Source organism: Pseudomonas sp. JL23, from assembly GCF_056933585.1.
Genome location: NZ_CM167795.1, coordinates 6,142,692 through 6,161,143, shown reverse-complemented (window position 1 = coordinate 6,161,143; position 18,452 = coordinate 6,142,692). Strand labels below are relative to the sequence as shown.

Annotated in this window: 19 protein-coding genes; 9 read left to right on the top strand and 10 right to left on the bottom strand. The window is 60.0% G+C overall.

The genetic code is table 11. From position 1 onward, the window contains the following. Positions 1 to 300: 300 nt before the first annotated feature. The 6 genes from AC1Z24_RS28400 (at position 301) to AC1Z24_RS28375 (ending at position 6,935) form a co-directional block, all read left to right on the top strand. On the top strand, positions 301 to 1,434 hold the full coding sequence (locus AC1Z24_RS28400; protein WP_483743635.1) for an ABC transporter substrate-binding protein: 1,134 nt from the start codon (positions 301 to 303) through the stop codon (positions 1,432 to 1,434). A 185-nt stretch (positions 1,435 to 1,619) separates the two neighbouring features. Next, the gene (locus AC1Z24_RS28395; RefSeq protein ID WP_483743634.1) at positions 1,620 to 2,534 is read left to right on the top strand and encodes an ABC transporter permease subunit; all 915 of its coding nucleotides are present in this window, start codon (positions 1,620 to 1,622) and stop codon (positions 2,532 to 2,534) included. 2 nt (positions 2,535 to 2,536) lie between these two features. After that, positions 2,537 to 3,832: a high-affinity branched-chain amino acid ABC transporter permease LivM gene (livM, locus tag AC1Z24_RS28390; RefSeq protein WP_259110780.1), complete on the top strand. Its 1,296-nt coding sequence runs from the start codon at positions 2,537 to 2,539 to the stop codon at positions 3,830 to 3,832. After that, entirely contained in the window at positions 3,833 to 4,708 is an 876-nt protein-coding gene (locus tag AC1Z24_RS28385) for an ABC transporter ATP-binding protein (RefSeq protein ID WP_259110783.1), read from the top strand. Next, complete coding sequence (locus tag AC1Z24_RS28380) at positions 4,705 to 5,421, top strand: ABC transporter ATP-binding protein (protein ID WP_413306385.1); 717 nt, start codon at positions 4,705 to 4,707, stop codon at positions 5,419 to 5,421. Before AC1Z24_RS28385 ends, AC1Z24_RS28380 begins: the two co-directional genes overlap by 4 nt. 749 nt (positions 5,422 to 6,170) lie before the next feature. Further along, positions 6,171 to 6,935, top strand: coding sequence for an SDR family oxidoreductase (locus tag AC1Z24_RS28375; protein ID WP_483743633.1), 765 nt, complete (start codon positions 6,171 to 6,173; stop codon positions 6,933 to 6,935). A 143-nt stretch (positions 6,936 to 7,078) separates the two neighbouring features. On the opposite strand, the gene AC1Z24_RS28370 is transcribed toward AC1Z24_RS28375, so the two are convergent. The 7 genes from AC1Z24_RS28370 to AC1Z24_RS28340 form a co-directional block, all read right to left on the bottom strand. Further along, on the bottom strand, positions 7,079 to 8,209 hold the full coding sequence (locus AC1Z24_RS28370) for an AGE family epimerase/isomerase (RefSeq protein ID WP_483743632.1): 1,131 nt from the start codon (positions 8,207 to 8,209) through the stop codon (positions 7,079 to 7,081). Positions 8,210 to 8,455: 246 nt separating this feature from the next. Next, entirely contained in the window at positions 8,456 to 9,028 is a 573-nt protein-coding gene (locus AC1Z24_RS28365) for a HupE/UreJ family protein (RefSeq protein ID WP_483743631.1), read from the bottom strand. Positions 9,029 to 9,054: 26 nt separating this feature from the next. After that, complete coding sequence (gene ureG / locus AC1Z24_RS28360) at positions 9,055 to 9,672, bottom strand: urease accessory protein UreG (RefSeq protein WP_483743630.1); 618 nt, start codon at positions 9,670 to 9,672, stop codon at positions 9,055 to 9,057. A gap of 23 nt (positions 9,673 to 9,695) precedes the next feature. After that, positions 9,696 to 10,370, bottom strand: a complete 675-nt coding sequence (locus AC1Z24_RS28355) for an urease accessory protein UreF (protein ID WP_483743629.1) — start codon at positions 10,368 to 10,370, stop codon at positions 9,696 to 9,698. Further along, complete coding sequence (gene ureE / locus AC1Z24_RS28350) at positions 10,367 to 10,867, bottom strand: urease accessory protein UreE (RefSeq protein ID WP_259110803.1); 501 nt, start codon at positions 10,865 to 10,867, stop codon at positions 10,367 to 10,369. The genes AC1Z24_RS28355 and ureE overlap by 4 nt, the downstream gene beginning before the upstream one ends. Before the next feature lie 163 nt (positions 10,868 to 11,030). Further along, positions 11,031 to 11,663 carry a TetR family transcriptional regulator gene (locus AC1Z24_RS28345; RefSeq protein ID WP_483743628.1) on the bottom strand — a complete coding sequence of 211 codons (633 nt, stop codon included), beginning with the start codon at positions 11,661 to 11,663 and terminating at the stop codon, positions 11,031 to 11,033. A 193-nt stretch (positions 11,664 to 11,856) separates the two neighbouring features. Continuing rightward, positions 11,857 to 12,072, bottom strand: a complete 216-nt coding sequence (locus AC1Z24_RS28340; protein ID WP_483743627.1) for a hypothetical protein — start codon at positions 12,070 to 12,072, stop codon at positions 11,857 to 11,859. A 322-nt stretch (positions 12,073 to 12,394) separates the two neighbouring features. On the opposite strand from AC1Z24_RS28340, the gene AC1Z24_RS28335 reads away from it, so the two are divergent. Continuing rightward, a complete protein-coding gene (locus tag AC1Z24_RS28335) occupies positions 12,395 to 14,461 on the top strand; it encodes an AsmA family protein (RefSeq protein ID WP_483743626.1) in 2,067 nt (688 codons plus the stop codon). A gap of 163 nt (positions 14,462 to 14,624) precedes the next feature. Here the strand turns inward: AC1Z24_RS28335 and AC1Z24_RS28330 are convergent, their stop codons facing one another. Then, positions 14,625 to 15,158 carry a ferritin-like domain-containing protein gene (locus tag AC1Z24_RS28330; protein WP_259110812.1) on the bottom strand — a complete coding sequence of 178 codons (534 nt, stop codon included), beginning with the start codon at positions 15,156 to 15,158 and terminating at the stop codon, positions 14,625 to 14,627. Positions 15,159 to 15,250: 92 nt separating this feature from the next. Further along, complete coding sequence (gene osmE, locus AC1Z24_RS28325) at positions 15,251 to 15,589, bottom strand: osmotically-inducible lipoprotein OsmE (protein WP_259110814.1); 339 nt, start codon at positions 15,587 to 15,589, stop codon at positions 15,251 to 15,253. 168 nt (positions 15,590 to 15,757) lie between these two features. On the opposite strand from osmE, the gene AC1Z24_RS28320 reads away from it, so the two are divergent. Beyond that, on the top strand, positions 15,758 to 16,648 hold the full coding sequence (locus AC1Z24_RS28320) for an esterase/lipase family protein (RefSeq protein WP_483743625.1): 891 nt from the start codon (positions 15,758 to 15,760) through the stop codon (positions 16,646 to 16,648). Here AC1Z24_RS28320 and AC1Z24_RS28315 read toward each other — a convergent pair. Continuing rightward, positions 16,637 to 17,524 (bottom strand): DMT family transporter, encoded by an 888-nt coding sequence (locus AC1Z24_RS28315; protein WP_483743624.1) that lies wholly within the window; start codon positions 17,522 to 17,524, stop codon positions 16,637 to 16,639. The genes AC1Z24_RS28320 and AC1Z24_RS28315 overlap by 12 nt on opposite strands. Before the next feature lie 95 nt (positions 17,525 to 17,619). On the opposite strand from AC1Z24_RS28315, the gene AC1Z24_RS28310 reads away from it, so the two are divergent. Further along, a complete protein-coding gene (locus AC1Z24_RS28310; protein WP_483743623.1) occupies positions 17,620 to 18,423 on the top strand; it encodes an AraC family transcriptional regulator in 804 nt (267 codons plus the stop codon). The last annotated feature ends 29 nt before the right edge of the window (positions 18,424 to 18,452 follow it).

Sequence of the window (18,452 nt, the reverse complement as noted above, 5' to 3'; positions counted from 1 at the left end):
GCGTCCCGTAGCGGGTGCGCACCGTGGGTGTGCATTTCGGTGACGCACCCTGTTACAGTCCGGTTGTACGCAGAGGGAAGGTCCGGTTGCAATGTTTATTTGGGCGGGTTGCTCTTTTTTCTCGAGAGGTTGCACCTGTCGCATTCCTACAGGTTGTACGTCCCGATAGGAAAGGCACGAAACGCCCAATATCAACAAAATCGCGACTTTTTTCAGAATAAAAAAGTGATGGCACGGCGCTTGCTCTGAGCAATCCCCGTAGTCGCAGTGCTAACTAAAAAACCTCAGGAGCACCAACTCATGTCGCAGACGTTTTACAGGAAAGGTTTTCTGGCAATCGCAGTCGCTACTGCATTGGGCGTGTCGGCGTTTGCCCAGGCAGACGTCAAAATCGGCGTAGCAGGCCCGATGACCGGTGCCAACGCTTCGTTCGGTAAGCAGTACATGAGCGGCGCTCAGGCCGCAGCAGATGCGATCAACGCTGCTGGCGGCGTTAACGGCGAGAAAATCGTGTTGACCGCCTACGACGATGCCTGCGAGCCGAAACAGGCCGTTGCCGTTGCCAACAAGGCAGCATCAGACAAAGTTGCAGGCGTCGTCGGTCACTTCTGCTCCTCGTCTACTATCCCGGCTTCCGAGGTCTATGACGAAGCGGGCATCATCGCGATTACCCCGGGTTCCACCAACCCGACCGTTACCGAGCGTGGTCTGGGTGCCATGTTCCGTATGTGCGGTCGTGACGACCAGCAAGGTATCGTGGCCGGTGACTACATCGTCGATGTGCTCAAAGGCAAGAAAGTCGCGGTCATCAACGACAAAGACACCTACGGTAAGGGCCTGGCTGACGCCACCGCCAAGCAGCTGACCAAGCGCGGCGTCAAGCCAGTGCTGGAAGAAGGTCTGACCCGTGGCGAGAAAGACTTCAGCGCCCTGGTAACCAAAATCCGCGAAAAAGGGGCTGACGTAGTCTACTTCGGCGGCCTGCACCCGGAAGCCGGTCCACTGGTTCGCCAGCTGCGTGAACAAGGCCTCAAAGACGTCAAGTTCATGTCCGATGACGGCATCGTGACTGACGAACTGGTCACCACCGCAGGCGGCGCTCAATACGTCGACGGCGTATACATGACCTTCGGCGCTGACCCGCGTCTGCTGCCAGACAGCAAGGCTGTGGTTGAAACCTTCCGCAAGTCGGGCTACGAGCCTGAGGGCTACACCCTCTACGCTTACGCTTCGGTCCAGGCTCTGGCTGCCGGCTTCAACGGCGCCAAGTCGAACAAGGGCGAAGACGCAGCCAAGTGGCTCAAATCCCATCCGGTCAAAACCGTCATGGGTGAGAAAAACTGGGACTCCAAAGGCGACCTGAAAATCTCCGACTACGTGGTTTACCAGTGGGACAAAGACGGTAAATACCATCAGCTCGAAAAACAGAAGTAAGTTGAACGCTTAAGTCGGACCGGCTGTTGCGTGGCATTGCGCCACGCAACAGTCAGGCCCGGTCATGGGTGCTGCGCCCTGTAGCCCCGGATTTCTTATGTAGTCATTGCCTGCGTCCCGGCACTCCTCACGAGGGAGTCCCAGACCGGTTCCGGCGTGGCCCTTCAAGTTCGTGAGCGTGCGTGATGGATGGTATTTTCCTGCAACAAATGGTCAACGGCCTGACCCTCGGTTCGGTCTACGGCCTGATCGCTATCGGTTACACGATGGTCTACGGCATCATCGGCATGATCAACTTCGCCCACGGCGATGTGTACATGATCTCGGCTTACCTGGCGGCCATCGGCCTGGCAGTCCTGTCATTCTTCGGTATCGAGTCGTTCCCTTTCCTTATTCTCGGCACGCTGATCTTCACCATTGTGGTGACCGGTGTTTACGGCTTTGTCATTGAGCGAGTGGCCTATAAGCCCCTGCGCAACTCGACACGTCTGGCGCCCCTGATCAGTGCCATCGGCATTTCCCTGATCCTGCAAAACTATGCACAGATCGCCCAGGGCCCTCGCCAACAAGGCGTGCCGACCCTGCTCGAAGGTGCCTGGCGTTTTGATATCGGGACAGGTTTTGTCCAGATTACCTACACCAAGATCTTCATCCTGATTGCCGCCTTCATCGGCATGGGCGTACTGACTTACATCATCAAGTACACCAAGCTCGGCCGCATGTGCCGCGCTACCCAGCAGGACCGCAAGATGGCGTCGATCCTGGGGATCAACACCGACCGCGTGATTTCCTACGTTTTCGTTATCGGCGCCGCCATGGCCGCACTGGCCGGTGTGCTGATCACCATGAACTACGGCACGTTCGACTTCTTCGCCGGCTTCGTCATCGGCATCAAGGCTTTCACCGCAGCGGTACTGGGCGGGATCGGTTCGTTGCCGGGTGCGATGCTCGGTGGGTTGATCCTGGGGGTTGCCGAGTCGCAGTTCTCCGGTCTGATCAACTCTGATTACAAGGATGTGTTCAGTTTCGGCCTGCTGGTCGTGATCCTGATCTTCCGTCCTCAAGGCCTGCTGGGTCGCCCACTCGTGGCGAAGGTATAACCATGTCTGCTCCTGTCAAACCCATCGATATCAAACAAAGCCTGATCGACGCGGTGATTGCCGGCCTGCTGGCACTGATCGTGTTCGGCCCGATCGTCGGCATCGTCCTGGACGGTTACGGCTTCAATACTCAACCCACCCGTGTTGCCGCGCTGGTTGGCGTGGTCATGGTCGGGCGCTTCCTGATCAGCCTGTTTCTGCAAACGCCCAAGGGCCGCAACATCACGCAAAGCTTCGAGACCGCCGGATCGGGTGTGCATGTACTGCCCCACGATTACAAAACGCGCCTGCGCTACATCATCCCGTTGATGATCGTGATTGCCGTCATATTCCCGATCTTTGCCGATAAGTACGTGCTGACGGTGGTCATTCTCGGCCTGGTCTACGTGTTGTTGGGCCTGGGCCTGAACATCGTGGTCGGCCTGGCCGGTCTGCTCGACCTTGGCTACGTGGCGTTCTATGCCATCGGCGCCTACGGTCTGGCTCTAGGCTATCAATACCTCGGGCTGGGCTTCTGGTCGGCATTGCCGTTGGCGGCGATTGCTGCCGCGTTGGCAGGTTGCATCCTTGGCTTCCCGGTCCTGCGTATGCACGGCGACTATCTGGCTATCGTGACCCTGGGTTTCGGGGAAATCATTCGACTGATCCTCAATAACTGGCTGTCGTTTACCGGCGGTCCGAACGGCGTGCCGGTGCCTTCGCCGACTTTCTTCGGCCTGGAATTTGGGCGTCGGGCCAAGGACGGCGGCATCCCGATCCACGAGTACTTCGGTTTTGAATATAACCCGGACCTGAAATTCATCTTCATTTACGCCGTGCTGTTCCTGGTTGTGCTCGCGGTGCTGTACATCAAGCATCGCCTGACTCGCATGCCGATAGGCCGTGCCTGGGAAGCGCTGCGTGAAGATGAGATCGCTTGCCGTTCCATGGGCCTGAACCACGTACTGGTCAAGCTCTCGGCATTCACCATCGGCGCCTCCACTGCCGGTCTGGCCGGGGTGTTCTTCGCCTCGTACCAAGGCTTCGTCAACCCGACCTCGTTCACCTTCTTCGAGTCGGCGCTGATCCTGGCCATCGTTGTACTGGGCGGCATGGGGTCGACCATTGGTGTGGTGATCGCAGCCTTCGTACTGACCGTTGCCCCGGAGATGCTGCGTAGCTTCGCCGAATATCGCGTGTTGTTGTTCGGCATCCTGATGGTACTGATGATGATCTGGCGCCCACGCGGCCTGATTCGTATCAGCCGTACCGGCGTGCGCCCACGCAAGGGTGTGCTGGCTAAACCGGAGGGCGTGTAAATGAGTGATGAAATCGTTCTGTCCGTCGAAAACCTGATGATGCATTTCGGCGGCATCAAGGCTCTGAGCGATGTCAGCCTGAAAGTGCGCCGCAACTCGATCTTCGCCCTGATCGGCCCCAACGGCGCGGGCAAGACCACGGTCTTCAACTGCCTGACCGGCTTCTACAAGGCCACGGGCGGGCGCATCCAGCTCAATGCCAAGGGCAAGCAGACCAACGTGATCCAGTTGCTCGGCGAGCAATTCCAGGTCGCGGACTTCCTCTCGCCCAAGCGCTTCATCAACCGCCTGTACTACAAGATGTTTGGCGGTACGCACCTGATCAACCGCGCGGGCATGGCCCGGACCTTCCAGAACATTCGCCTGTTCAAGGAAATGTCGGTGATCGAGAACTTGCTGGTGGCCCAGCACATGTGGGTCAACCGCAGCATGATCGCGGGCATCCTCAATACCAAGGGCTACCGCAAGGCCGAAGACGACGCCATGAATACAGCGTTCTACTGGCTGGAAGTGGTCGATCTGGTGGATTGCGCCAACCGCCTGGCCGGTGAGCTGTCCTACGGCCAGCAGCGCCGCCTGGAAATCGCCCGGGCCATGTGCACGCGGCCTCAGGTGATCTGCCTGGACGAACCGGCAGCAGGCCTCAACCCGCAGGAAACCGAGGCGCTGAGCGGCATGATCCGCCTGCTGCGCGACGAACACGACATGACCATCGTGCTGATTGAGCACGACATGGGCATGGTCATGGGCATCTCTGACGATATTGTGGTGCTCGACCACGGCAACGTGATTGCCATGGGCGGGCCGGAACAGATCCGCAACGATCCAAAAGTGATCGCCGCGTACCTGGGCGCTGATGAAGAGGAATTGGTATGAGCAAGCCGATCCTCGAACTGAAAGAGATCGACGTGTACTACGGGCCTATCCAGGCCCTGAAAAAAGTCTCGATGCACATCAATGAAGGCGAGACCGTGAGCCTGATCGGCTCCAACGGTGCGGGCAAATCCACTTTGCTGATGTCGATCTTTGGCCAGCCGCGTGCGGCTGCGGGGCAGATTATCTATCAGGGTGTCGACATCACCCAAAAGTCGTCCCACTACATCGCCTCCAACGGCATTGCCCAGTCGCCGGAAGGTCGCCGGGTATTCCCTGACATGTCGGTCGAGGAAAATCTGATGATGGGCACCATCCCCATCGGCGACAAACACTCCAGCGAAGACATGCAGCGTATGTTCGAGTTGTTCCCGCGCCTGAAGGAACGTCGTAACCAGCGCGCCATGACGATGTCTGGCGGCGAGCAGCAGATGCTCGCCATCGCCCGTGCCCTGATGAGCCGTCCCAAGCTGTTGCTGCTGGACGAGCCGAGCCTGGGCCTGGCACCGATCATCGTGAAGCAGATCTTCTCGACACTGCGCGAGCTGGCGAAAACCGGCATGACCATCTTTTTGGTCGAGCAGAACGCCAACCACGCGCTCAAGCTGTCTGACCGCGCCTATGTGATGGTCAACGGCGAGATCCGTCTGAGTGGCACGGGGCAGGAATTGCTGGTCAATGAAGAGGTTAGGAACGCCTATCTGGGCGGTCACTGATTTCGTCAAGAAACGCCTGTTTTTACCCGACGCCCCGAGTGCAAAACACTCGGGGCGTTGTTTTTTGCCAATTGTGGAAAACAATTTTGACGCGGGCTGGCAGTGCGACATAAAACCGCTGCAAACAGTTGTTTTGTCACGCTTTTGACTTGTTCAGTATTACTGTGGAGCTGGCTGTGAATAAGATGGTAGTAGCTGTCTGCAGGCCTTGAACTACGTGGCCTGTAGCTTTCTGTTCGTTTTTTGATCAGTGATTTTGGACGGTATTTCGAGGGTCTTTGTCAATGCCTTTTGACCTGGTCGTTCATACAGCTCGGGAGTGAGAAAAGCCTGTGGATAACTCTGTGGGCAAGCGTTGGAAAGAGCCCTGTGAGTGGCGTAATTACTGGTCCGGCAGGCACCTGCCTTTCAGCGGTAACAGGCACAAGGCCATGTGTCTTCACCAAATCGCCAGCCCAGGTCAAGCAAAAATACCGTACAGCCCGCGAAATTCGCTGGCTGTGGGCAAATGCAGTTGCCCACGGTTATTGTGGGCCTGACTGTGGATAAGGTGGGCAAAACCCTATGCAGGCCAGGCGTGGCGTGGCTTTGCCTGGGTTGATCGTTTTTTGATCAGTCATACCCGGCAAATGGTTTTTTTATCCACAGACTTGCCGTGAACCTGTCTGGCCGGGCATTCTGCTGGGCCTTCCCATTTGCGCCCGACGCCACTCGATTGCGTCGTCTTCGCGCCTTTTCAGGAGAATGAAATGACTTCCACCGTATTCATCACTGGTGCCACTTCCGGGTTCGGCGAAGCCTGTGCCCGCCGCTTTGCCGAAGCCGGCTGGTCGCTGATCCTGACCGGGCGCCGTGAAGACCGCCTGAGCGCCCTGAAGGCCGAATTGTCGAAGCAGACCAAGGTGCACACCCTGGTGGTCGACGTACGCGATCGTGGGGCCATGGAGACCGCCATTGCCGGTCTGCCGGAAGAGTTTGCCAAGATCCGCGGCCTGATCAACAACGCCGGCCTGGCCCTGGGTATCGATCCTGCGCCCAAGTGCGATCTGGACGACTGGGACACCATGATCGACACCAACGTCAAAGGCCTGGTCTACGCCACGCGCCTGCTGCTGCCGCGCCTGATTGCCCATGGTCGCGGTGCCAGTATCGTTAACCTCGGTTCGGTGGCGGGCAACTACCCCTATCCGGGCGGTAACGTCTATGGCGGCACCAAGGCGTTCGTCGGCCAGTTCTCCCTGAACCTGCGCAACGACCTGATCGGCACTGGCGTGCGTGTGACCAACCTGGAGCCGGGCCTGTGCGAAAGCGAGTTCTCCCTGGTCCGGTTTGGCGGTGACCAGGCCAAGTACGACGCCACCTACGCCGGTGCCGAGCCGATCCAGCCGCAGGATATCGCTGACACTATCTTCTGGATCCTCAACACCCCGGCCCACGTCAATATCAACAGCCTGGAACTGATGCCGGTCAGCCAGACCTGGGCCGGGTTCTCGATTGATCGTTCGCGGGTTTAATCGATAGTTTGACGCAGCACCGATGTGGGACCGGCTTTAGCCGGGAAGGTCACCGGTACGATCGATACAGCTGTTTCGCCCGTACTATGGCCTTCCCGGCTAAAGCCGGTCCCACAAAGAACTATGGAATTTCAGTTGGATCGTCAGGCTGCAAGATACTCGGCCAGCCCCAGATAGCAGGTCGCCAGGTGATAAGGCGTGGTGGACGGCATGTCACTGCGGCTGACCTGGCCATCGGCGTCCAGGCACTCATGCCAGCCCTTGGCATGCAGGAAGCGCTGTTGCAGGGCCTGCAATAGCTGCGGAACATGCTGATCAGCGTCCGGCCGCAGCGCCAGGGCGCGCAGGTACTCGGCCTGGGCCCAGATGCGCTGGGTCGCATCCCGCACCGTGCCATCAATCTCCAGCATCGCCGTGACCGCACCATTGAGCGGGTCGACGCCCTGTGCCTCGGCAAGCGCGAATGACCGCATCAATGACCCATGCAGCGCACTGCCGCGCAAGTGTCTGGACGACTCCAGCAGATAGAACCACTCAAATTGATGCCCCGGTTCATACCAGTTATCCACAGCACCCTTGGGTTTCTCCAGCATCAACCCCGTAGCCGGGTCGATAAAGCGTTGCTGCATGGCCTCGGCCAACCCGTCCAGTGCCTTTAGGGTGGCAGCATCTTCACGCATCGACACCGTAGCCAGAAATGCCTCGGCGAGATGCATCAGCGGGTTCTGCAGCGGGCCGCTGTCCAGGCTCGACCAGTCCTCGGCCAGCAAGGCATCGTAAAGCCCGGTGCCATCGGCAAAACGCTCGGCGACCACGTTGAGGGCGGCATTGAGCACCGATTCCACCAGCGGCTCACGTACCTTGGCCCAGTAATGGGCGCAGGCAAAGATGATGAATGCATGGGTATAGAGATCCTTGTGCCGATCGAGGGGCGCGCCCTGGGGGTCGATGCTGTAGAACCAGCCGCCGTGCTCGGCATCGTGGAAGTGGCGCTGCAATGAGCGAAACAACGCTGCCGCGCGCACCTCAGCGCCCGGGACCCGCCCGATCAGGCTGGAGAATACAAACAGCTGCCGGGCACAGGCCATGGCCCGATAGCGCTGCGGCGGCAGGGGCGAATGCTGGCCATCGACGGCTTCATAGGGCAGGGCGAGCTGAGTATTCCAGCCGGACTCCTGCCACAGCGGCACGATGACCTGCAGGAAATGCTGCTGCACGGCCGCGAACAGGGCGGTCACTTCAGGCTGGGAGGCGGAGCGAGGGGCATCAGACATTGGCGGGTGTCACGGCAGGGTCGAATTGCGCGACATGGTAGCGCGCTGGCCCGGTGGGTGCGAATTCATTCGTGAAAGGGGAGATTGGCTTGGCCTCTTGGCGGGCAAGCCCGGCTCCTACAGGTGCATAGGGTCCTGTGGGAGCGAGGCTTGCCCGCGAAGACGATGGAGCAGACGACGATGATGTGGCGCCTGTCGCGACTTTTTCGCGGGCAAGCCCGGCTTCTGGAGGTGCGTTTGACTCGCTTACCCCACCATCAACCACACACCCACCGTAGCAGACACCGCGCCCGCGACCCGTACCAGCGGTGCAGCAGCCTGTGGCAGCACACGCACCACGGCGTAGCCGGCGGCATGCAGGGCGGCGGTGGCGGCGACGAAGCCTGCGGCGTAGGCCCATGGGCTGGCCATTTCCGGCAGTTCGTTACCGTGGGCGACGCCGTGGAACAGGGCGAACAACGCGGTTGCGGCCACGGCCATGAACAGCGGCGGGCGAACTGCCAGCGCCACGGCCATGCCCAGGGCCATCACCGAGGCGGCGATGCCGGTTTCCAGGCCCGGCAAGGCCAGGCCTTCGAAACCCAGCACGCCACCCAGGAGCATGGTGCCGACGAAGGCGCACGGCAGGGCCCAGCGGGCGGCGCCTTTCTGTTGGGCGGCCCACAGGCCTACGGCGATCATCGCCAGCAGGTGGTCGATGCCGCTCAAGGGATGGCTGACACCGGCCAGCAGGCCGCTTTCGTCGTGGCCGGGGTGAGCAAAGGCCAGGGCTGGGGCGAGCAGCAGGGCCAGGGCGGCAAGGGCTTTTTTGTAGGTCATGGACAAACTTCCTTGAGAGAGGGAATTCAGGCGGCCTGGGTCAGCAGGCCCTGGCGTTCGATAAAGGCAATGATCTGCTCCAGACCCTGGCCGGTTTTCTGGTTGCTGAAGACAAAGGGCTTGTCGCCGCGCATGCGCTTGGTGTCGCTGTCCATCATCTCCAGGGACGCGCCCACCAGCGGCGCCAGGTCGATCTTGTTGATCACCAGCAGGTCGGACTTGCAGATACCGGGGCCGCCCTTGCGTGGCAGCTTGTCGCCCGCCGACACATCGATCACATAGATGGTCAGGTCGGACAGTTCGGGGCTGAAAGTGGCGGACAGGTTGTCACCGCCGGACTCGACGATGATCAGGTCCAGGCCTTCGAAGCGGCGGTTCAACTGATCCACGGCTTCGAGGTTGATCGAGGCGTCCTCGCGAATTGCGGTGTGCGGGCAGCCGCCGGTTTCCACGCCAATGATGCGTTCCGGTGCCAGGGCTTGGTTACGGACCAGAAAGTCGGCGTCTTCGCGGGTGTAGATATCGTTGGTCACGACCGCCAGGTTATAGCGATCGCGCAGGGCCAGACACAGGGCCAGGGTCAGGGCGGTCTTGCCCGAACCGACCGGGCCGCCGATGCCTACACGCAGGGGTTGGCTGTTCATTGAGTTCTCCATTGAGAGGCTGATCAGGACCGGAACAACCGGCTGTATTGACGTTCATGAGCCATGCTCGCCAGGGACAGGCCAAAGCTGGCGCTGCCGATATGAGATGGGTCGAGAGTGGTGGCGTGTTGCTGCGCCTGCTCAAGCAGAGGCAGCAATTCACTGGTCAGGCGTTGTGCGGCTTGCTGGCCCAGAGGCAGGGTCTTCATCAGCACGGCCAACTGGTTTTCCAGCCAGCTCCACAGCCAGGCGGCCAGGGCGTTATCCGGCGTGATCCGCCAGGCCCGCGCGGCCAGGGCCCAGCCCAGGGCCAGGTGTGGCTCGGTGGTCTGGGCGAGAAAGTCCCGGGCGGCCTGATCCAGCTCCGGCAGACCCAGCAACAACTGTTGCAGGGAATAGCCCATCTGCCGGCTTTCCAGGTGCAGCTCACGGCTTTCCCGACTGGCGCGGTGTTCTTCGCTCAGTTGCAGCAGCTGGCCCCAGTCATCTTCGGCGGCTGCGCGGCAATGGGCGAACAACAAGGGTGCCTCGAAACGAGCCAGGTTGAGCAACAGTTGATCAGCAATCCAGCGTCCGGCACTGGCCGGGTCTTTGACGATGCTTTGCTCTACGGCCATTTCCAGTCCCTGGGAATAGCTGTAGCCGCCAATCGGCAATTGCGGACTGGCAAGGCGCAACAAGGCCCAGGCGTTATTCACTTGCGCACACCAAACTGGTGCAGGCGCGGCGGGTAGTTGAAGTCTTCTTCACCGGCGCGGGAGTGGTGATGGCCGCCGCCGTAGGCGCCGTGCTCCGGCTGGAACGGCGCTTCGATGGACTCGGTATGGGCGCCCAGCTGATCGAGCATGGCCTTGAGCACATAGTCATCGAGCAGACGCAGCCAGCCGTCACCGACTTGCAGGGCTACGTGGCGGTTGCCCAGATGGTAGGCCGCGCGGGTCAGCTCGAAAGCATTGGAGCAAGTGACGTGCATCAGTTGTTCAGGGCGAGCACAGACCCGCACGATGCGACCGTCCTCGGCCTTGAGGAATTCACCGTCGCGCAACGGCTGCTGGCCGCGTTCGAGAAACAGGCCGACATCTTCGCCGTCGGCACTGAAACAGCGCAGGCGGCTCTTGCTGCGCGCCTCGAAGTTCAGGTGCAGCTCGGCAGCCCATTCGGCCTGGGGTTCGATTCTTTGATGAATCACCAACATTGAGGGGCATCCGGCTGATTGCGATGCTTCAAGTTAGAGCAAGGGGCTTGCCAACAGTGCAGAGTGTAGGAAATGGCTGACGGACCGGGAGTCTTGATGACGATCTATGTCAGATATTGGTGCTATGAAAGTTTGTGGGCGCCAATATGGTGCATTCGTGGGCTCACTCGGTACTGCCCAGCCCCTGCCAGTGCTTGGCGCCGATAAAGATAAAGCGCAGCTGCTGGGTGATCTTGGCTTCGGGGGTCAGATGCTGGGGCAGGGAGGCCGGTGGCGGATCGATCAGCTCCGGGAGCATGGAGAACACGCTGCGTACCACCAGGTCGGCAATAATCGACAGCGCGGCGGCGTCCAGGTGTTGCCAGCGGGTCATGTTGCCAAGGTCGGCGGCAAGGTCGGTACTGATGCCCTCGCGCAATGCCGCCAGGGCCTGGCGGACTCGCACCGAACCGCCGTACTGCTCCCTTGCCAGAAACAGGAACTGCGAGCGATTGGCCGCCACCACATCAAGGAAGATACGCACCGAGGCGTCGGTAATACCGCCCAGCAGTACTTCATTGTGGCGCACCATGCGCAGGGTTTCGCGGAAGGTCTGGCCGACTTCGCTGACCAAGGCCAGGCCGAGTTGGTCCATGTCATCGAAGTGGCGATAGAAACCGGTCGGCACGATCCCCGCCGTGCGCGCCACTTCCCGCAGGCTCAGGCTGCCAAACCCGCGCCCGCTCTCCATCAGGCTGCGAGCGGCGTCGAGCAAGGCGTGGCGGGTCTGCTGTTTCTGTTCGGCACGAGGCAGCATGGGGCGGCTGAATTCTGCGAGGAGAGGGTGCGGCACTCTAGCAAATGCGCTGGAAGAGAGTCGATCTATGACTAACGGCGTAAATCTGTGGGACCGGCTTTAGCCGGGAAGAGGCCAGTACTTTCGATACATTCATATCGGCTGTCCCTAAGCCTTCCCGGCTGAAGCCGGTCCCACAGGAATCTCGGAGGTTTCAGACACGCTGATACTGCTGCACCACACGCTCAGGATCATGTTCGGCTACGCGCTTGTATTGACGGCTGATGCAGTCTTCTTGCGCGACGTGTACATGCTCAGCCTGCGAGCCGGCTTTCATTTCGGCGGACGGCGCTTGTTCAGCCACAGGCATGGCGATGGCGCTGGCCGCGAAAATGGAAAGGGACAGGCTGAGCAACAGATGGAGTTTCATAACGGGGTGCTTCTCGATAGGGCATTTAATTGGCTACGAAGGCAATATTACCCGCAATCTGTCGATGCAAAATTACAAAAAATTAATGGTAACAATCGATGAAATTGATTGTTGTACCAAAGCCCCGTGAATCGTGGCGTGCAGGGTTTTGCTTTTGCGCCGCAATGGGGATTTTTTGTCCTGCGGTGCTTCATCATCGCGCTTTTCGTCCTGGTTGCTAAAAACCGGCAATCCAATCAAACCCTTGCCGCTTTAATCAGTCGAACCACAAAGTCGTACGCAAACTGCCGCAGAAGGTAGTTTGTTATTGGGAGAGTCACGCATGACGCGCAGTCGAAAAACTCTTGCCTGGACCGGTGGCATCCTGTTGCTGGTTCTGGTCGTCCTGATCGTCGTTATTGCTACTTTCGATTGGAACAGGCTCAAGCCCACCATCAACGAAAAGGTTACTGCCGAGCTGCATCGGCCTTTCGCCATTAATGGCAACCTGGCAGTGGTCTGGGCCCGGGAGCCGGATGAAGGCGGCTGGCGCGCCTGGGTGCCGTGGCCGCACATGATTGCCGAAGACCTGAGCCTGGGTAATCCGGACTGGTCGAAAACCCCGCAAATGGTCACCCTCAAACGCGTCGAACTGCGCCTGGCGCCTTTGCCTTTACTGATGCAGCGCGTGGTCATCCCGCGCATCGATCTGACCGGCCCCGAGGCACGGCTGGAGCGCCTGGCCGATGGCCGCGCCAACTGGGTCTTTGATTTGCCCAAGGCCGATCCCAATGCCAATCCCTCCAGCTGGGTAGTGGATATCGGTGCGATCAAGTTCGACAAGGGCCTGGTGAGCCTGAACGACCAGATTCTCAAGACTCAGCTGGATCTGGTCATCGATCCGCTGGGCAAGCCGATCCCCTTTGCCGATATCGTCGGCGGCAAGGAGGCGAAAAAGGCCCAGGACAAGGGCGCTACACCTCAGGACTACGCGTTTGGCCTCAGCGTTAAAGGCCAGTATCACGGCCAGGCCTTGCAGGGCACGGGCAAGATCGGCGGTCTGCTGGCGCTCAAGGACGCCGCGCAGCCGTTCCCGGTGCAGGCGGATGTGCAGGTCGGCGATACCCGTATCGCCATTGCCGGCACGCTGACCGACCCGCAGAATCTCGGCGCTCTGGATCTGCGTCTGAAACTGGCAGGTACCAGCCTGGGCAATCTCTATCCACTGACCGGCGTGACCCTGCCTGAGTCGCCGGCATACGCCACCGACGGTCACCTGATCGCCAAGCTGCATGACCCTGCGGGCATGAACTTCAAGTACGAGAACTTCAACGGCAAGATCGGCCAGAGTGACATTCATGGTGACCTGGGTTTCGTCGCCAGCCAGCCTCGGCCGAAACTGACCGGCAAACTGGTCTCTGAACAACTGATGTTTACCGACCTGGCGCCGTTGATTGGTGCCGACTCCAAAGCCGATCAGAAGAAGCGCGGCAGCGACAGTCAGCAACCGGCGGGCAAGGTATTGCCGGTGCAGAAGTTCGAGACTGATCGTTGGGCGGCCATGGATGCCGACGTCGAATTCACCGGCAAGAAAATCGTTAAAAGCCCTGAGCTGCCTTTTACTGACCTCTATACCCACGTCGTGCTCGACGACGGCCAGCTCAAGCTGCAACCCCTGCGCTTTGGTGTGGCCGGGGGCAAGCTCGATGCCGATCTGCAGCTCGATGGCCACGCGCAACCGCTGCAGGCCCAGGTCAAGCTGAGCGCGCGCAACTTCAAGCTCAAGCAACTGTTCCCGACCTTCGAACCGATGAAGACCAGTTTTGGCGAACTCAATGGCGACGCTGATTTCAGCGGGCGCGGTAACTCCGTCGCCGATTTGCTCGGCACGGCCAGCGGTAATGTGAAGTTGCTGGTCAATGACGGCGCGGTCAGTCGCGGCCTGATGGAAATTGCCGGGCTCAACGTCGGCAACTACGTGGTCGGCAAAATGTTTGGTGACAAGGACGTGAAGATCAACTGTGCCGCCTCGGACCTGAGTATCAAGGATGGTCTGGTGACGCCACGCTTGTTCGTCTTCGATACCGAGAACGCGATCATTTATATCGACGGCACGGTGAATATGAAAACCGAGCAACTGGATATGAAAATCAGCCCCGAATCCAAGGGTTTTCGTGTGTTCTCGTTGCGTTCGCCGCTGTATGTGAACGGTCCGTTCGCCAAACCCAATGCCGGTGTCGAGAGCGGGCCGTTGCTGCTGCGTGGTGCGGGGATGGTGGCGTTGGGAGTGGTTGCAGGGCCTGCGGCGGGCTTATTGGCTCTGGTCGCGCCTAGTGGCGGTGAGCCTAATCAGTGTGCGCCGTTGCTGGAGCAGATGCGGGCGGGGAAAGCACCGAAGACGGTGAAATAAAGTCGAGCACAAATTCATGGGACCGGCTTTAGCCGGGAGAGCGATCTCGCGGCTGAAGCCGCTGCTACGACACTGATCGGATTCCAATTCTCAAAGCGTAGAAAACAGCAAAGGCCGCGATCAGATATGAATCCAGTCGCGGCCTTGGTGTGAATCAACGGTCTTACAGGTCTTTCAGAATGTCGGCCATATCGTCGGCATGTTCTTCTTCCTGCGCCAGGATGTCTTCGAAGATGCGGCGGGTGGTCGGGTCCTGGTCACCAATGAACTGGATGATTTCCCGGTAGCTGTCGACCGCGATACGCTCGGCCACCAGGTCCTCGTAGACCATCTCTTTCAAGGTATTGCCCGCGACGTACTGCGCGTGGGAGTTCTTCGACAGGGTGTCGGGGTTGAATTCCGGCTCGCCGCCCAGTTGCACGATGCGCTCGGCCAGCAGGTCGGCGTGCTCGGCTTCCTGCTGCGCGTGCTCAAGAAATTCTGCCGCCGCGACACTGGCCTTCAGGCCGGTGGCCATGTAATGGTGGCGTTTGTAGCGCAGCACGCACACCAATTCAGTGGCCAGTGATTCGTTGAGCAGCCGCAGGATGGTTTCGCGGTCGGCGCTATAGCCTTCGGTCACGGCACCGTTTTGCACATTCTGGCGTGCACGCTGACGAAGGGTGTTTACATCGGACAATTGCTGCACGTTACTCATCAGGTATCTCCATGGCGTGTACGGTTATCCGTCAGGCTCTATGGCTTGAGCGGTCATAAATTGTGAGTCCCGGCGCCATGGAATAGTTCGGTTTAGTTCGACCGCTGATTCTTCTCGTGCTGCTCACAGGTCATGAAGCCTTTGCTGTCGACCTTGCCGATATCGTTGAACGACACGTAGTACACCTGCTTGGCGCCGTCCTTGCTCAGTACATAGTTATTGCAGGTGCCGGGATAGGCCTTGCGCAGCATACGGCTGGACGGTTCGCCGCCGATGGTCAGGACCTGCTGTTCATTCATGCCCAGCTCCACTTGCTTGACCAGCGGCTGGCTGCGGTAGGTCAGGTAATCCACTGGGTTCTGCACCTGGCTGTGGCTACAGCCCGCAAGGGTGGTGAAGACGGCCAGGGCGGCGAGGGTTTGCTTGTACATGGCGATTACTCGTGGGAAAGAGCCTCAGGAAGGGCCCGATACCGGTTTGAGCCATGAAATTGCGCAAGAGTTCGATGTTGGGGTGGCGATAAAGCATTACTTTGCCACGACGCTGGTTTTGTCATCTTCAGCGGTTATTGCTGGACGGATGGTCGCTAAGGAGTGCTCATGGCAGAAGATCAGGCAACCCGTTATCCCTTGTTGCTGGTGCCCGGCATGTTGGGGTTTGTCCGGCTGGGTTTCTATCCGTACTGGTTCGGCATCGTCAAGGCGCTGCGCCGGGGCGGGGCGCAGGTCTACCCGGTGATGGTCTCGGCCATGCACTCCACCGAGGTGCGCGGCGAACAATTGCTGGCGGCTATCGACGAGATCCTGCGTGAGACGGGTGCGCAAAAGGTCAACCTGATCGGCCATAGCCATGGCGCCCTGACCAGCCGTTATGTCGCGGCGCGCCATCCCGAGCGGGTGGCGTCAGTCACCTCGGTGGCCGGGCCCAACCATGGTTCGGAGCTGGCCGACTATCTGGAGCGGCGTTTCCCTCTGGGCAGCTTCGGCAATGGAGTGCTCAACGTGGTGCTGGGTGTTTCGGTATGGTTGCTGGGGTTGCTGGAAACCGGCTATCGCGGCCCGCGCCTGCCCATGGATATCGATGCGTCACATATGTCCCTGACCACCCGTGGCGTCGAACAATTCAATCGCCAGTATCCCCAAGGCCTGCCGCAGACCTGGGGCGGGCAGGGCGAGGAACTGGTCAATGGCGTGCGTTATTACTCCTGGTCAGGGACCTTGCAGACCGGGCGCAGTAATAAGGGTAGTAATCGCTTTGACGGCAGTAACCTGACCTGCCGCCTGTTTGCCCACGCCTTCGCCCATGAACGCGAACAGTGTGACGGCATGGTCGGGCGCTACAGCTCGCACTTGGGCACGGTGATCGGCTCCGACTATCCGCTGGACCACTTCGATATCGTCAACCAGCACTTCGGCATGGTCGGCAAGGGCGCCGACCCGGTCGGGCTGTTCATGCAGCACGCCGGGCGGCTCAAGGCCTCAGGACTGTAGCGCGACCGGGCGCAACGGCGTGCGCCAGCGTTCGGCAAGGATCACCCCGACAAGGGTCAGGCCGCCGCCGAGCAGGTGAAAGGACGCCAGCTGTTCGCCCAGGATCAGCGCCGCTGCCACCACCGTGACGATCGGCAGCAGGTTGAAGAACAGCGTGGTGCGCTCCGGCCCCAGACGGGCGATCGATTGCATCCACAGCAACGGCGCGAGCATTGAGGTCGGGATACCGGCATACAGTACCAGTGCGATATTGTGCATGTTCAGCCCGACCCGTGGCGTCAGCAGGAACATCGGCAGCAGCATGATGGTTGCCGCCACGGCCTGCAGATACAGCAGTTGCAGCGGCGGCAAACGCAGCTGCCATTTGCGCAACAGGATGCTATAGACCGCAAATGCCAAGGCGGCCAACAGCAGCATGGCATCACCCAGATTCAGCCCCTGCTGGGCCAGATTGCCGATTTGCCCGGCTGACACCACTTCCAGTACCCCGGCCACCGAAATCAGCGCGCCGATGACCGCCCCCCAGGTCAGTTGTGAACCGAGCACCACCGAGGCCATTAGCAGCGCCATGATCGGAATCAGCGACGGAATGATGGCCATGTTGGTAGCCGAGGTGATGCCCGCCGCGAAGTAGGCCAGGCTTTGAAAGAGGGCCATGCCCAGGGCGGCCAGGGCTATGACCTTGCCTAGCACCGGCTTGATCGCCGCACGATTGCGCCAGACCGGCAGGATCAGGAAGGGCGTAAACAGCAGCGCCGCCAGCAGCCAGCGATAAAAGCCGATCTCCGACGGCCCGATGGCCCCGGCGCTGGCCTTGGTGACAAGGGTATTGCCGGCCCAGATCAGGACCGTCAACAGCGGAAGCAGATAAGACATGAATGAAGCGTCTCCATAATGAACCCGGAGTATCTGCCTGTCCGGTTGGCTGGCTATACTCCGTTTCAGACAATCAGCTATTCAAGACGGACATCATGGCCACAAAGATCGTCAACATGCCCAGGGTGCCGGTCAGTGGCCTGGAATCTGATCAGCCGCTGTTCATTTATCTGCGTTACGGCGAATTTGGCGCTGACAGCTACAGCGATACCCACAGCCATACCTGGGGCCAGCTCAACTACGCGTCCCGTGGCGTGATGCAGATCGAAGTCGGCAGCCAGCGCTTTCTGTCGCCGCCGCAATATGGCGTGTGGGTGCCGCCGGGCATGGAGCACAGCTGTTACATGCGCGATGCGGTGGTCTATCGCTCGGTGTATATCGCCAGTGAGCAGTGCAGTGATTTCCCCCGCGAGCCTTGCACGCTGGAGATCGGGCCGATCCTGCGGGCCATCTTCGGTGACTTTGCCGAGCGCGATGTGCGCCTTCCCGAAACCCCCGCCGATATCCGCCTGGCCCAGGTGCTGATCGACCAATTGCGCAGCGCGCCGGTGCAGACGCGTTACCTGCCTTATGCGCAGAGCGTCGGCCTGGCCCTGGTGATGCAGGCATTGCAAGCCGATCCCAGTGACAACCGCACCCTGGCCGAGTGGGCGCAGCAGGTGTATGTCAGTGAACGCACCCTGGCCCGGCAATGCCTGCGCGAGTTGGGCATGAGCTTCGGCGACTGGCGCCAGCGCCTGCGCTTCCTGGCTGCCATCGAAGCGCTGGACAGCCGTCAGACCGTGCAGGAAATCGCTTTCGACATGGGCTACAGCAGCGCCTCGGCCTTTATCGCCATGTTCCAGCGCCAGGCCGGTTGCACGCCGGAGCAGTACCGTCGTCAAGGCGGCCATGCCTGACACGTCTAGCAACATTTGTTGGCTACACT

Bases quoted from the DNA above. Each gene is read 5' to 3' on its own strand.
- osmE (WP_259110814.1), bottom strand. From the start codon at position 15,589: ATGTACAAGCAAACCCTCGCCGCCCTGGCCGTCTTCACCACCCTTGCG.
- AC1Z24_RS28315 (WP_483743624.1), bottom strand. From the start codon at position 17,524: ATGTCTTATCTGCTTCCGCTGTTGACGGTCCTGATCTGGGCCGGCAAT.
- AC1Z24_RS28345 (WP_483743628.1), bottom strand. From the start codon at position 11,663: ATGCTGCCTCGTGCCGAACAGAAACAGCAGACCCGCCACGCCTTGCTC.
- AC1Z24_RS28370 (WP_483743632.1), bottom strand. From the start codon at position 8,209: ATGTCTGATGCCCCTCGCTCCGCCTCCCAGCCTGAAGTGACCGCCCTG.
- AC1Z24_RS28335 (WP_483743626.1), top strand. From the start codon at position 12,395: ATGACGCGCAGTCGAAAAACTCTTGCCTGGACCGGTGGCATCCTGTTG.
- AC1Z24_RS28385 (WP_259110783.1), top strand. From the start codon at position 3,833: ATGAGTGATGAAATCGTTCTGTCCGTCGAAAACCTGATGATGCATTTC.
- AC1Z24_RS28365 (WP_483743631.1), bottom strand. From the start codon at position 9,028: ATGACCTACAAAAAAGCCCTTGCCGCCCTGGCCCTGCTGCTCGCCCCA.
- AC1Z24_RS28380 (WP_413306385.1), top strand. From the start codon at position 4,705: ATGAGCAAGCCGATCCTCGAACTGAAAGAGATCGACGTGTACTACGGG.
- AC1Z24_RS28375 (WP_483743633.1), top strand. From the start codon at position 6,171: ATGACTTCCACCGTATTCATCACTGGTGCCACTTCCGGGTTCGGCGAA.
- AC1Z24_RS28320 (WP_483743625.1), top strand. From the start codon at position 15,758: ATGGCAGAAGATCAGGCAACCCGTTATCCCTTGTTGCTGGTGCCCGGC.
- AC1Z24_RS28340 (WP_483743627.1), bottom strand. From the start codon at position 12,072: ATGAAACTCCATCTGTTGCTCAGCCTGTCCCTTTCCATTTTCGCGGCC.
- AC1Z24_RS28400 (WP_483743635.1), top strand. From the start codon at position 301: ATGTCGCAGACGTTTTACAGGAAAGGTTTTCTGGCAATCGCAGTCGCT.
- AC1Z24_RS28330 (WP_259110812.1), bottom strand. From the start codon at position 15,158: ATGAGTAACGTGCAGCAATTGTCCGATGTAAACACCCTTCGTCAGCGT.
- AC1Z24_RS28395 (WP_483743634.1), top strand. From the start codon at position 1,620: ATGGATGGTATTTTCCTGCAACAAATGGTCAACGGCCTGACCCTCGGT.
- ureG (WP_483743630.1), bottom strand. From the start codon at position 9,672: ATGAACAGCCAACCCCTGCGTGTAGGCATCGGCGGCCCGGTCGGTTCG.
- livM (WP_259110780.1), top strand. From the start codon at position 2,537: ATGTCTGCTCCTGTCAAACCCATCGATATCAAACAAAGCCTGATCGAC.
- AC1Z24_RS28310 (WP_483743623.1), top strand. From the start codon at position 17,620: ATGGCCACAAAGATCGTCAACATGCCCAGGGTGCCGGTCAGTGGCCTG.
- ureE (WP_259110803.1), bottom strand. From the start codon at position 10,867: ATGTTGGTGATTCATCAAAGAATCGAACCCCAGGCCGAATGGGCTGCC.